The sequence below is a fragment of the Arthrobacter sp. SE2 genome, assembly GCF_058244265.1.
This window is the reverse complement of record NZ_JBZAYA010000004.1, coordinates 40,030-52,967: the sequence shown is the minus strand read 5'-3', so window position 1 is coordinate 52,967 and position 12,938 is coordinate 40,030. Positions and strand designations below refer to the sequence as shown.

Sequence of the window (12,938 nt, the reverse complement as noted above, 5' to 3'; positions counted from 1 at the left end):
GCAGCTCCCGGACCACACCCACGGTTTCGGCTAGATAGCCACCGTCCCCGCGGCGCCGTCCACTGTGATCGTGTCGCCGGAACTGATCCGGGACGTGGCATCCGGGACGCCGACGACTGCGGGAATCCCGTACTCACGAGCCACGACGGCGCCGTGTGAGTTGGGCCCGCCCATCTCCATCACGAGTCCGCCGGCGGTCAGGAACAGGGGCGTCCAGCCGGGATCCGTGGAGGGCGCGATCAGGATTTCTCCGGGTTCGAGATGCGCGCCCACCGGGTCCATGATCACCCTTGCTACCGCCGTCACTGTTCCCGCCGAAGCCGGAGTTCCCAGCAGCATGCCGTCCGACGCCGGTGCCCCCGTCCCGCCGCTCAGGAAACCGGGCAGGGCTTCCGGCTCGGTGCCGTCGGAGAGCAGTACGCGCGGCACGTGCCGGCGCTTGAGTTCAAGTTCGTAAGCCTCGCGCCGCTGCGCTACCAGATCGTGGAAATGCTTGCCGTCCAAGCCGCGGCGGGCGTCATTGAAATCCAGGAAGAAGACGTCGCCGGCGTCGTCGATGACTCCCGCGTCCGCCAAGGCCTCCCCTACTTCCGAAAGCTGGGCGCGGACCGCGGCGAAGCCCCGCACGAGGTGGTCCTTGGGAAGCTCACGCAGTCCCGCAAACATGCGTGTCCGTTCAAGGGCCATTTTCACGATCCTCGCGTGCAACGGACTCTTGGACCGTGCACGGGCCACCAGCACGGCGACTTGCTCCTCGGCGTCGTGGGCAGCTTTTTCGAACTGTTTGTCCGGCGCCAGGCGGGGATCGTCGAGGCGAAGGTAATTGACCAGGACTCCGATGATGTGGGTGGGGTCGTCGGACCAGCGGGGCATGCCCAGGTCGATTTCCGCGATGGCCCGGTGCCCGTAGTCGCGCAGGAACGAGGCCAATCCCGCCCGCGCGACGACCGGAAGCCCGCCGCCGCGGTAGCGCTCCGCGAGCTCAGCGGGATCGCCACCGGTAAAGGCCTCCGCGGAAGCGGGATCGTCGCGGATGCTGGCCGAGAGCCGCCACAGGGCAAGGTCCATTTCGGTGGTGACGTTGTTGGGCAGGCCGCGGATGATGGTTTGAAGCTCACCCCAGGAGGCCTGCTCGCCAAGTATCTTCCGGACCACCCCGATCATCGCGAAGCCAAGAGCTACCGGAGGCAGGATATTGGGCAGTATGGGGAATAATCCCTCGCGAAGTATCCGCTCGGCGTTGTCCAGCTTTTCACGGGGAGCGGCATCGGCGGGAACTTCATGTATGGCCTTCAGTTTCCCGCCCAGCTGTTCCACCTTGTCGAGGGCAACGTCCGGCCGAAAGAGGGCGCGCAGGAGGATCTCCGGAAGGCGGAAGCGGAGCACGATCGGGCCAACGTGCCTGAGCAGTTTGAAGGGCGTCTTGCTGGTGACGGCGAAACGCGGGTCCTCGAACAGGCCGCGCACAATGGCCGCGGAACGTGCTTCCATGACGTCGAAGATCCTGGGCACGATGGCCCGCCCGGCCTTGCTTCGGAACACGGAAGTGAGGTCAAAATAGATCCGCTCCCCTGCCTCGTAGTAGGGCGAAGGCCCGTCCCGCGGTTCGGGAACGCGGAATCCCGCCGCGTCGGCTACCGAGGACCCCATGAGCCGGATGCCCGCGAGGCCCATGGGAGTCAGGGGACGGGTGAGCCCTTGGGCGAGGCTGAAGCAAAGGTACGCGTGGGGCCCGGGGACTGCGGGTTGGCGGGTCATTTGGGGGTAGAGCGTGGTGATAGGCCGGGCTTGGGTGAGCCACAGTTTGCCCTCGCCATCGATGGCCCATTCAGTGTCCTGCGGTGCTCCGTAATGCTCCTCGACGCGCTGGCCAAGGACAGCGAGCGCCCTGATCTGGGAGTCGGCAAGGCAGGCATCCCCGGCTGTTCCGTCTTCGGCCTGCGCCGCCGGGCCGAGTCTTTCGGTCCCGCCGCCGGGAATGGAGCGAATCACGAGCTTCCGGTCGCCGATCCTTCGTTCCGTGATCCTGCCGGTGAGGGAATCCACCACAAAATGGTCCGGATTCACCGCGCCGGACACCACGGCCTCACCGAGCCCCGGGTTGGCGTCGATGACCGCCTCGCGGCGCCGCCCGGTCACCGGATTGGCGGTGAACAACACCCCTGCAGCTTCAGCCTCCACCATCCGTTGGACGACGACGGCGAGCGTCACCTTCGCGTGGTCGATTCCGTTGCTTGCGCGGTAGCTGGCCGCCCGGTCGGTCCACAGCGACGCCCAGCACTTCCGGACGGCCTGCAGCACGGCGTCGGCCCCCACGACGTTCAGGTAGGTGTCCTGCTGGCCGGCGAAACTCGCAAAAGGCAGGTCCTCGGCCGTGGCAGAGGACCTGACGGCCACCGCGACTTCCGAGCCCAGCGCGGAGTAGGCCGAGCGAACGGCGTCTTCGACGTCGGCCGGGATCCCGGCGTCGAGCACCGCTTCCCTGGCGCGGGCCGCGAGGGAAGCGAGCCCCTCAAGGTCGCCGGGTTCCACGGCCTCAAGGCCACGGAGGATGTCCGGGAGCGCCGACCCGGAGCTGCCATCGGGCTGAAGCGCTCGCTGGTAAGCCTCGGTGGTCAGGCAAAACCCGGGCGGGACCGGAAGTCCCGCCCAGATCAGCTCGCCGAGATTGGCCGCCTTGCCGCCGACCTCTGGAAGCATGGTTGCCCGGATCCGGCGCAGCTCGACGATCAAGCGCGATGCCTCACCGGGCTGTGCATGCTCCACCATTGCCGTCCGCCTGCGTCCACCGGTCCTTGGGTTTGCCTGTTATGCGGCGAGCATCGGACCGAAGTTGGCGCGGTCCGCCAGCCTGGGGTCCTCGCGGTCGGGAACAACCAGCACGGGTCCTTTGGCATGGTGCAGGACGCCATCCGACGTCGATCCCAGGAGCATTCCTGCGAAGCCTCCCCGCCCGCGCGTGCCCAGCACCACGAGTTCGACGCTGCGGCTCACTTCCACGAGAACTTCTACGGGCGAACCATCAAGTAGTTGAGTTTCCGCTGGAAGCTTGGGGAAGTGGCTCTTGAGCCACGCCAGGCCTGCGTCGAGCTGAACCCTGATGTCCTTGAAGAGCGCCTCCCGGTCCAGGGGTGCCGGAACCCACGCCAAGGAACCGCTGTACTCGGGTACGGCGCAGATGACGCGCAGCTTGGCGCCCATGCGTTCGGCCTGCTCTGCGGCTTCCAGGACGGCAACGCGGGCCTGTTCGGAGCCGTCCACGCCGACTGCGACGACGTTTTCGATCACGCGGGAACCGGCCTTCGCGCGTTCGGCCTTGATGTGCTTGTCGTCTGTGGTTTCGCCCAATCGGTCCGCGCAGAAGAGCGGGACTGTCACGGTGGGGCACTTGGAGTGCGCCGGCAGGGCACTGCTCACGGAGCCCAGGAGCCTGCCGACGAACCCTCCGCGTCCCCGGGTGCCGAAGACCAGGAGCTCGGCCGTTTCGGACAGATCGAGCAGCACGCCGGAGGCATCTCCGTTCTCCACCGATCCATCGACGTCGATGGCGTAGCCGGAAACCTTCTCGAGGGCCTGCTTGACGATTGCTTCGGCGCCGTCCCGGATAACGGAGTCATCCACTGTTGCATAGCCGCCGTCCAGGCCGGAAGCCGCGAAGATGGGCACGGAGTAGGCCGTGACTACATGCAGGGGAAGCTGCCTGCGTTCAGCCTCGCGGGCGGCCCAAATGAGGGCGCATTGCCCGTGTTCGCTGCCGTCAACGCCCACCACAATCCCGCCTGGGGCAATGGATGGTTCCTCCCTGTTGCCTTCGGTCTCTGGTCGATGGCTCTCAGAGTGTTTGCCGTGCTGGTCCATGGGGCCTGCCTCCTCGCACTGCTGCTGATGTTGCGGCTATTCTGCCAGAGGCTGCGCCCACAACGTGTTTCTCGCTTGACTGCCGTGAGTTGCGGCCTCCAATGCTCACTATTCTCGTTTGCAAGGGCCGAATCAAGCCGGAAGAAGCGCATGTGGAAACCCGACCGAGGGCGTGGAAATCTGCCGAATCGTGGCACGAAAAACGCATCGGCGGACATGCCGGTGCCGGGGCTATCCACCACGGGATTTCTTCTGTAATGTTCGAGGCACTGGTGACCGGGGATCGTGTTTTTCAACACATCAACGGCCATCATTCGCGACCGCTTGGGGACCCGGACGCCACCGACGGTGTTGCCTCGGCAACGCACCTTCAAAGAGGAGCCAAGCTGTGTCAACCATGCCTGCTGCGAGTACGGAACGCACCACTGCTGTGGTCATCGGTGCCGGTATGCCTGGCTTGGCCGTGGCCAGCGAACTCAGCCGCTACGGCGTAGACGCCATCGTGGTGGACGGAATGTATGTCCCCGCACCCTTACAGCCGCTCAACACCGGCATCCTGCAGCGCTGCGACGCCGCGGACGCAGCGTGCCTCCAGGAGCGCAGCGAAATCCTGCGGCATCTGCGCAATTACGCAGCCAGTCACGGGCTCGATGTGCGAAACACGACGCGAGCCGTCCGGCTCGATCGCCTGGACGAAGTTGCCGTGGGGACCCAGTGGGCCGTCCACACTGCAAACGGAGTTCTCCTGGCCGACCACGTCGTTGTCACCCGTTGTGGACAAAGCCAGTTGCGGCGGATGCTTGCCGAGCTCGGCATCGCGATCGGCCAGAACCTCGTCGCAGCCATGCGCGCGATTGGAATGTACCTTGTTGGCGTCGGCGAACTTGCCACGCCCACCCCGAAGGAAGTCCTGCGCCAAGCCAAGGTGGTAGGCCAGGCGATATCCGCCAAGGTCTACCCGGACAGCGTGCACGGGGCCCTCACCGGCACCTTTGCAGCAGTTCCTGCCTTGGCCTAGGGCTTCTTCCCTGGGCTGCTGGGCTCGTCCTCGGCATCGTCGGAATCCTCGGCATCCGCGGAATCATCAGAACCCCCGCCTGCGAGCTGGCGTCGTGCCGTGATGCCCAGGAAGACCAGCAAGCCCGCAGCCACCACCGCGAAGACCACAATGCTCCAGGGGAACGGCTGGGAGGCATCGGGCACCTTCTCCGGCGTCGCCGTGGAACCCGGTGCGGCCGTGCCGGCGGTGGGCACCTCCACCGAAGGTGCGGTGCTCGCGGAGCCGCTGCCCGCCGTCGTACTTCCTGCCTTGGCGGTGAAGGTGAAGGTGCCTTCGATGGGGTGCGAATCCGAACTGACAACTCGCCAAATGACGGTGAAGGCGCCGGCAGGCGCGCCCGGCCGCAGCTTCTGCGACACCACGGCGTCCACAATCTCCACCGAACCATCTGCCCAGTTCTGGCCTGAGGCGTCGTTCACCCGGATCTGCGAGCCGAGCAGGAGCGGCCGGTTGTTGAACGTGATGGACACCGAGTCCGGGACGTTGGCAACCGTTGAGCCGTTGGCCGGTGACGTTGACTCGGCGACGTCGTGCGCGAAGGCGGGTGCCGCCGAGAACAGAGCGGCAGAGAACAGAACCGCGGCGAAAGCGACGACGACGGCCAGCAGCTGGCGGATAGGGCGCATGAGCGAATGACTCCCTTGGTGTTGGATTCCTTACAGACTAGGCGAATTCGCGGGAGGGCCGAAGCCGCGGGCATAGGATTTGAGAGCACACTTCCCCGATCCCCGGAGACTTCCATGCTCAAGCAGGGCTCAGCCATCGACCGCTACTTCAAGATTTCGGAACGCGGATCCAACTACTCGCGAGAAATCCGAGGCGGCTTCGCGACGTTCTTTGCCATGAGCTACATCGTGGTCCTCAATCCTTTGATCCTTTCCGGGACGGACTCGAGTGGCGCTTCCCTTGGCTTCGCGGCGGTCGCCGCCACCACGGCCTTCGTAGCCGGCATCCTGACGATCCTCATGGGAGCGTGGGCCAAGCACCCCTTCGCCATAGCTACCGGGCTGGGCGTCAACGCCTTCGTGGCAGTCACCATTGCCTCGCACCCCGGCCTGACGTGGCCCGACATGATGGGCCTGGTAATGCTTTCGGGCCTGACCATGCTGATCCTGGTGCTCACGGGTTTCCGGACCGCGGTCTTCAAAGCCGTGCCTGAGGCCCTGAAAACCGCGATCGTGGTGGGCATCGGCCTCTTCATCGCCCTGATCGGCCTGGTCAACGCCGGCTTCGTGCGCCGCATCCCGGACGCCGCCGGCACCACGGTCCCGCTTGGCCTGGGCGTCGACGGCAAGCTGCTTGGCTGGCCCACCCTGGTGTTTGTCGTTGGCCTGGTGCTGACCATCGCCCTTGTGGTCCGCAAGGTTCGTGGCGCTATCCTGATCGGCATCATCGTCTCCACGGCCCTCGCGGCCATCCTGGAATTCACCCTGCACATCGGCCCGAGCTTCGACGGCAAGACCTACAACCCGCGTGGCTGGTCCCTGGTGGCGCCCAAGTTCACCGAGTGGGCCGCGCCGGACTTGTCCCTCATCGGCAAGGCGAACCCCTTCGGCGCGTTCCAGCACCTTGGCATCATCGCAGCCACACTGCTGGCGTTCGTGATCCTGCTCAGCATCTTCTTCGACGCCATGGGCACCATGGTGGGCCTCGCCAGGGAAGCTGGAAACATCGACAAGCACGGAAACATCCCCAACGTGGACCGCGTCCTGCAAGTGGACGCGCTCGGTGCGATCATCGGCGGCGGTTCATCCGTGTCCTCCAACCAGATCTTCGTGGAATCGGGCGCCGGCATCGGCGAAGGTGCACGGACCGGCTTGGCCTCGATCGTGACCGGTCTGCTGTTCCTCGTGGCCATGTTCTTCACCCCGCTCATCAACCTGGTCCCGTTCGAGGCCGTCGCTCCCGCCCTGGTGGTGGTGGGTTTCATGATGGTGTCCCAGGTGGGCAAGATCCACTGGCAGGACTGGGGTGTCGGCATTCCCGCGTTCCTGACCATGTCCCTCATGCCGTTCACCTACTCGATCGCCAACGGCCTGGGCGCCGGGTTCATCTCCTTCGCACTCATCCGCACCTTCCAGGGCCGGGCCCGCGAAGTCCATCCGCTCATGTGGACTGTTGCCGCGGCATTCCTGCTGTTCTTCGGGATCGGTCCCGTCGAGGAGATTCTGGGCGTCAAGTAGGCCTTTCCGGAATACCGGACACCCGCCGCCCGCAAGCGGTACTTTTCGGTGCCGCCATGCGCTGAGCTTGAATCATGGAGATTTCCCCCGCTGTTGCCGATGTCCGCCCGACGCCGTGGACCGGCCGCTTCGACGGCGACGGCGATGAGCACCGCCGCTGGTGGCAGGCCGTCGCGCCCCACACTCCGGAGGTAGCCGCCCCCGGCGCGACAGGAGCGGGGCCCCGGCCCGCCGTCGTCGTGGGCTTCCGCAGTGACGAAGGCGTGCGGCGCAACAAGGGCCGTATCGGCGCGGCGGCCGCGCCCGAGGCTATCCGCCAAGCCTTGGGCCCGCTGGCTTTCCATCTGGACCGGGACGTGTTCGACGCCGGCGACGTCGTTGTGGAGGACTGCTCGCTCGAGGCCGGCCAAGAGCGCGCGGGCCGCGTGATTTCGGAATTGCTCGACGCCGGCAAGCTCACCGTGCTGCTCGGCGGCGGGCACGAAACTGCCTTCGCCAGCTACCTGGGCGTGGCCGGCTCGGAGGCTGTGGCGAGCGGCAAGCGCCTCGGCGTCCTGAACCTGGATGCGCACTTCGACTTGCGGGACGAGCCTGTGCCGAGCTCGGGCACGCCGTTCCTTCAGATGGCCCGGGCGGAAGCCGCCGAGGGCCGCGAACTGAACTACGCCGTCGTCGGAATCTCCGAGCCCAACAACACGCGCACCCTCTTCGACACGGCAGACCGCCTCGGCGTGAAGTACCTGCAGGACGAAGACTGCTCCGCGGAGGCCGTGCAGGAATTCGTAGCACGGTTCCTGGACACCGTGGACGTGCTCTACCTGACGATTGACCTGGACGTACTGCCGGCGTCTGTGGCTCCCGGGGTGAGCGCCCCCGCAGCGTATGGCGTGCCGCTGCCCGTCATCATCGCCGTGTGCAAGCAACTTGCCGCGAGCGGGAAACTCCTGCACTTGGACGTTGCCGAGCTCAACCCCGAGTTCGATATCGACTCGCGGACCGCCAAGGTGGCCGCGCGCTTGGTGAACACGCTGCTGGCGTAGCCGTTCCCCAAGGTGCCGTGCCCACCCAACTGACTCGCATTTGTTGTCGTTCTGGGCCCTCAAAACGACAACAAATGCGAGCTAGTTGGGCCTGCCCGCGGCGCGGAGCCTGACGGCGATGAACTGGCGGCCGGGGAGCTCCAAGCGGAAGCGTCCTTCCACGGCGTCGGGCAAGGTTGAAATGGTCATGTTCCAGCTGTCGATGATGTCCACCTCGTAGCGGCGGCCGGCAGGCATCACAAAGTTCCGGTAGGTGGGCTGGTTGAAACCGAAATAGCTGAGCTCGTACTCGTGCCGGATGCCGGCGGTCGGGACGTCCCAGGCGCTGGGCAGCGGCTCGAGGAACCCTCCCGGGGTTTCCTCGAGGATGCGGCGCAGGAAGGCGATCCGGTCCGGGCTGGACCCATGGAATTCCCCGCCCTTGGCCCACCACAGCACGTCGTGGGAATGCATGTAGGTTTCGCCGTGGCCTACGTAGCCGCCCCGGACGGCCCCTTCCCAGAACCGCCGGGTCATTTCCTCTCCGGTGATGTTTCCCCAGCCCTGGTCGATGTTGCCCTCGTAGGCGCACTCGTCGATGACCACCGGTTTGCCCCAGCGTTCCCGCCATTCCTCGGTGAATTCGGCCGTCTTGTGCACGTCCTGGCGTTGGATGCTGCTGTGCGTGATCCACGGCCGGGAGTAGTCGTAGAACGCATGGCAATTGTGGATGGACAGCAGGTGACCGTTGGGATCATTGGCTTGGACGATGCCGGCGAAGCGTTCCCAGTCCTCGGTGGTCTTGCGGAACAACAGATCGTACTCGTTGGCCAGGGACCACCAGATGTTCCGGTGCGAAGCCAGCCGGGCCACCACGTACTTCAGGTAGCGGTCATCCTGGCCCGGACTCATGGTGGAAAAGCCCCAGCGGTCATAGGCGTGGAACAGGATCAGGTCCGCCTCGATGCCGAGCTCCTCCAGCTGCCCGATCCTGTGTTCCAGATGCCGATAAAACTCCGGGTTGGGCCGCTCGAAGTCGAACCCGGCAGCGAGGGATCCTTCGAACGGGTACAGCTCCGGTTCGTCCTCGTTGAACAAGTAGGACTTCGGGAACACGCACATGCGCATCTTGTTGAACGGCCCGGCGGCCAGTGTGTCGAGGGTCTGCTTCTCCAGGGCATCGCCCTGATGGGTCCACGCATAGGACGTAGTGCCGATGGGCAGGTACGTGGTGCCGTCCTCGTAGGCGAAGTGGAAAGCCTTGGCCACCCGGACAACCCCCTTCGCCCCGGCAACCGCCTCGCCGGCGGTGAACGCGCCGGTGACGCCGTCCAGCGAGCGCGCGTTGCTCACGGTGCTGAACGTCCACTCCCCCGCCTCCGGCACCAGCAATCGCACGCGGTACACACCGCCGCCGTCGTAGAAACCCGGCACACTGAGCGTGCCGCCGGACGGAGACGTGAACACGGCCCGGACTTCGACATCTGTGAACGGATTGCCGTGCGACGGGCCGGCGAGGGTGAGCTCGAACCGCTCCCGGGCGGCCGCCGTCGTCGGGTATGCGGCAATCGCACTGCCGCGCACCACAGAGCCAAGCTCATAGTCCCCGGACGGGGCGGGAAGGTCAGCCGCCGCCTCAGCCGCGCGCTGGGCAACAAGATCCTCGGGTTCCAACTCGCCGAGGAGGCGCAGGATTTCCGCGGTTTCCTCGGGCTTCCCCTGCAGGGCTTCTTCGGTCCCCAAGATGGTGCCCACCTCGTGGAAGTAGAGCGTGTGCAGCGCCGGGCTGTTAACAAGGGTAGGGACGCGCTCGCTCAGGATGCGGTTGCCTTCGGCGTGCCGCATCACGAAGTACAGGGGGCTTTCAGTGGTGAACGTGGTCATCTTTGCCTTCTCGTTTCAGGATTTCGTGGACGGGACAGCAGCGCGTGTGCCGTTCAGGGCCAACAATGCGGAGCCGATGTCTTCCTTGATAGGCGCTGGAGTGAAGATCAGCCCCTGATTCAGCGACGTCTGGCGGTACCAGACGGTGTTCTTGCGGAATTGGGCGGCCGCGACGGGATCGTGCGCGTCGATGGCCTGCCAGACTGCCGCGTAGGCCTCGGGATCGTCCATGATGGCGGACAGCGGCGAGTCCAGGGACACGGCACCGGGCGCCGCGGGAGGCCCGGCGTCGGGCACGGTCCAGGCGTACCGACCGGATCCCACCTCGAACTCTTCGGAACCGTCCGGCAAAGAAACGACGGCGGTGGTCCCCGGAGGCACGACTGCTTCCACAAGGATTCGCTCGCCGGAACGCTTCCAGGCCACACTAGCCAGCCCGTAAGGCGTCTCGTGTGAGGTGCTGGCATGCTCCAGGCTGCGGAGCGGACGCGGGGCGATGCCCTGTTTCCGGTATCCGGGCCCCGCAGGAGCCAGGCCCGCCACCGTCCGGTGCATCCAGTCGGCAATGGCGCCGAGCGCGTAGTGGTTGAAGGACGTCATTTCGCCTGGGTTGATGCTGCCGTCCTCCAAGATGGAGTCCCAGCGTTCCCAGATGGTGGTGGCACCCTGGGTGACCGGGTAAAGCCAGGACGGGCATTCGGTCTGGGTGAGCAAGCGCTCGGCAGCATCCAAGTGCCCGGTGATTGTCAGGGCGTCCGCGATGAGTGGCGTGCCGACGAACCCGGTGGCGATCCTGTAGCCGCCCAGCCGCGCGAGCTCCGCGAGCCGGTCGCCAAGTGCCTGGCGCTGGACGGGATCCGTGCTGATCCCGAACATGAGTGCCAGCGAGTAGGCTGTCTGGGCATCGGAGACCATGCGGCCGGAGGGCGTGACGTACTCGGAGAGGAACGCGCTGCGCACGCCTTCGGCGAGGGTTGAGTATTTGCCGTGGTCGTCGTCGGCGCCCAGCACGGCCGCGGCCTTGGCCGTGAGGTCGAGGGAACGGAAAAGGTAGGCGCCGGCCACGATGTCGCCATGGGTGCGGGCGGCGCCGGGCTTGTCCGGCGGTGCTGCCGGGTCCAACCAGTCGCCCAGCTGCATCTGGCCCTGCCACAACCCCGAACTGTCCCGGACGCGGAGCAACGCATCGGCCCAATCGCTCATGCTTTGGTACTGCCTTCCCAGCAGTCCACGGTCACCGAAGCGTTCATAGAGCACCCACGGAACCACGGTGGCGGCGTCACCCCAGGCGGCCACCGGCGATTCCAGCATGCCGAGCACCGCCGGTACGACAATAGGCACCACGCCGTTGCGGTGGCTTTGCTCGATGGCGAGATCCTGCAGCCAGGAACTGAGGAACCCCAAGGAGTCGTACAGGTAGCTGGCCGTGGGGCTGAATACCTGGATGTCTCCGGTCCAGCCAAGCCTCTCGTCGCGCTGCGGGCAGTCGGTGGGCAGCGCCAGGAAGTTGCCGCGCATTCCCCACAGGGCGTTCTCGTGCAGCCGGTTCAACATCGGGTCCGAACACTCGAACCAGCCGGTGCGGCGCATGTCGTTGTGGATGACGACGGCGGTAATCGCCGCCGGGTCCAGCTCGCCGGGCCAGTTGTCTACTTGGGCGTAGCGGAACCCATGGAACGTGAAGCGGGGCTCCCATTCTTCTTCCGGGGCACCGTTTTCGCCGCCGGCGAGCGTGTAGCTGTCCGTGGCGGAGGCCAGGCGAAGCGGACGAAGGGACAGTTCACCACCCTCCAGGACCTCAGCGTGGCGGAGCGTGATCCGATGTCCTGCATCGCCGCTTACCCGGATCCGCAGGCGTCCCACCAGGTTCTGGCCGAAGTCCAGGACGGCGGCACCGGAGGGCGTGGTCAGGACTTCCATGACTGGCATTTCTTCGATCCGACGGACCGGAGGCGCTACGGCGGGAGTTGCTTCCGCCCACAACTCGAAGTCCGCTGCTCCGGAGTCCACGTACGCGGGAAGCCAGTGTGAATCGTCGAAGCCCGGCGATGACCAGCCGACCTCCAGGCGCCGCGCATCGAAGGCTTCCCCCGCGTAGATGCCGCTGGAAACGAGCGGGCCCGCTGTGGTGCCCCGCCAGTCCGGTCCGCTGGCCACGGTTTGACGTGTACCGTCTGCGTATTCGAGATGCAGTTCCACTTTGACGGCCGGCTGCACGCCGTAGAACGGTTTAGCGAAGCCGTGGAAGCCGTACTTTTCCGTGTACCAGCCTCCCGCGAGCCACACACCAATAGCGTTGGCCCCCGGTTGGAGGAGCGATGTGACGTCGGTGGTTTCGTGGTTGAGTCGGTCCGCATAGGCGGTCCAACCCGGTTTGAGCACGTGGTCATCCACTTCCAAGCCGTTGATTTCGGCCTGGTAGACGCCGTGCGCGGTGGCGAACAAGGTGGCTTTGGCCAAGCCCGGGCCTACCGTGAATTCGTGGCGCAGCTGTCCCGGCTGCCCCAGCGGGGTTTCCACTCCGGCGACGGCGGGCAAGCCGATGGCCTCGGCTTGCCATGGCCCTTCAAGGTAACCGCCCGCCAAGGTCAAGGGTTCGCTCCAAGCGGTGTTGCCGCCGTCGTTCCCCGTGACCCGCACCTCGACCGCGACCTGTTCCCCGGCGGCGACGGCCGCAAAAGGCCAGTCCACCAGCACCGATTCAGGGCCTTCGTGCACTGCCGACTCGACAGTCCCTTCACGCTTCAGCCGCAGTTCGGCACGAATCTGCTGCCAATCCATGCTGTCAGTGGCGACGACCCAACTGAGCCGCGGCCGCGGATTGGCCACGAAGGCGGTGTCAGTCCGGTACTCAGCGCTGAACCGGCTGACAGAAGTCTGGCGGAGACCCGCTGGCTGCGGTGCCAGGTAGGTTGATGTCACGGAGGGGCCTTT

The 12,938-nt window shown here is 65.9% G+C and carries 8 protein-coding genes; 3 read left to right on the top strand and 5 right to left on the bottom strand.

Annotated features, from left to right (window positions below):
* Positions 1 to 30 precede the first annotated feature (30 nt).
* The gene (locus tag AC4CS3_RS06960) at positions 31 to 2,769 is read right to left on the bottom strand and encodes a PEP/pyruvate-binding domain-containing protein (RefSeq protein WP_490782796.1); all 2,739 of its coding nucleotides are present in this window, start codon (positions 2,767 to 2,769) and stop codon (positions 31 to 33) included.
* Positions 2,770 to 2,808: 39 nt separating this feature from the next.
* A complete protein-coding gene (locus tag AC4CS3_RS06955; RefSeq protein WP_441412886.1) occupies positions 2,809 to 3,858 on the bottom strand; it encodes a universal stress protein in 1,050 nt (349 codons plus the stop codon).
* A 397-nt stretch (positions 3,859 to 4,255) separates the two neighbouring features.
* Between AC4CS3_RS06955 and AC4CS3_RS06950 the strand changes: the two genes are divergently transcribed.
* Complete coding sequence (locus AC4CS3_RS06950; RefSeq protein ID WP_490783043.1) at positions 4,256 to 4,876, top strand: FAD-binding protein; 621 nt, start codon at positions 4,256 to 4,258, stop codon at positions 4,874 to 4,876.
* Here the strand turns inward: AC4CS3_RS06950 and AC4CS3_RS06945 are convergent.
* Positions 4,873 to 5,544 (bottom strand): copper resistance CopC family protein, encoded by a 672-nt coding sequence (locus AC4CS3_RS06945; protein WP_490782795.1) that lies wholly within the window; start codon positions 5,542 to 5,544, stop codon positions 4,873 to 4,875. The genes AC4CS3_RS06950 and AC4CS3_RS06945 overlap by 4 nt on opposite strands.
* Positions 5,545 to 5,658: 114 nt before the next feature.
* On the opposite strand from AC4CS3_RS06945, the gene AC4CS3_RS06940 reads away from it, so the two are divergent.
* A complete protein-coding gene (locus AC4CS3_RS06940; protein ID WP_490782794.1) occupies positions 5,659 to 7,101 on the top strand; it encodes an NCS2 family permease in 1,443 nt (480 codons plus the stop codon).
* Between the two features lie 74 nt (positions 7,102 to 7,175).
* Entirely contained in the window at positions 7,176 to 8,141 is a 966-nt protein-coding gene (gene hutG / locus AC4CS3_RS06935; RefSeq protein ID WP_490782793.1) for a formimidoylglutamase, read from the top strand.
* An 81-nt stretch (positions 8,142 to 8,222) separates the two neighbouring features.
* On the opposite strand, the gene AC4CS3_RS06930 is transcribed toward hutG, so the two are convergent.
* Together AC4CS3_RS06930 and AC4CS3_RS06925 are read right to left on the bottom strand one after the other, a co-directional pair.
* Positions 8,223 to 10,004, bottom strand: coding sequence for a DUF5605 domain-containing protein (locus AC4CS3_RS06930; RefSeq protein WP_490782792.1), 1,782 nt, complete (start codon positions 10,002 to 10,004; stop codon positions 8,223 to 8,225).
* Between the two features lie 15 nt (positions 10,005 to 10,019).
* A complete protein-coding gene (locus tag AC4CS3_RS06925) occupies positions 10,020 to 12,926 on the bottom strand; it encodes a family 78 glycoside hydrolase catalytic domain (RefSeq protein ID WP_490782791.1) in 2,907 nt (968 codons plus the stop codon).
* Positions 12,927 to 12,938 lie beyond the last annotated feature (12 nt).

Coding starts and splice junctions, on each gene's coding strand:
- hutG (WP_490782793.1), top strand. CDS start 7,176: ATGGAGATTTCCCCCGCTGTTGCCGATGTCCGCCCGACGCCGTGGACC.
- AC4CS3_RS06955 (WP_441412886.1), bottom strand. CDS start 3,858: ATGGACCAGCACGGCAAACACTCTGAGAGCCATCGACCAGAGACCGAA.
- AC4CS3_RS06950 (WP_490783043.1), top strand. CDS start 4,256: ATGCCTGCTGCGAGTACGGAACGCACCACTGCTGTGGTCATCGGTGCC.
- AC4CS3_RS06930 (WP_490782792.1), bottom strand. CDS start 10,004: ATGACCACGTTCACCACTGAAAGCCCCCTGTACTTCGTGATGCGGCAC.
- AC4CS3_RS06960 (WP_490782796.1), bottom strand. CDS start 2,769: ATGGTGGAGCATGCACAGCCCGGTGAGGCATCGCGCTTGATCGTCGAG.
- AC4CS3_RS06940 (WP_490782794.1), top strand. CDS start 5,659: ATGCTCAAGCAGGGCTCAGCCATCGACCGCTACTTCAAGATTTCGGAA.
- AC4CS3_RS06945 (WP_490782795.1), bottom strand. CDS start 5,544: ATGCGCCCTATCCGCCAGCTGCTGGCCGTCGTCGTCGCTTTCGCCGCG.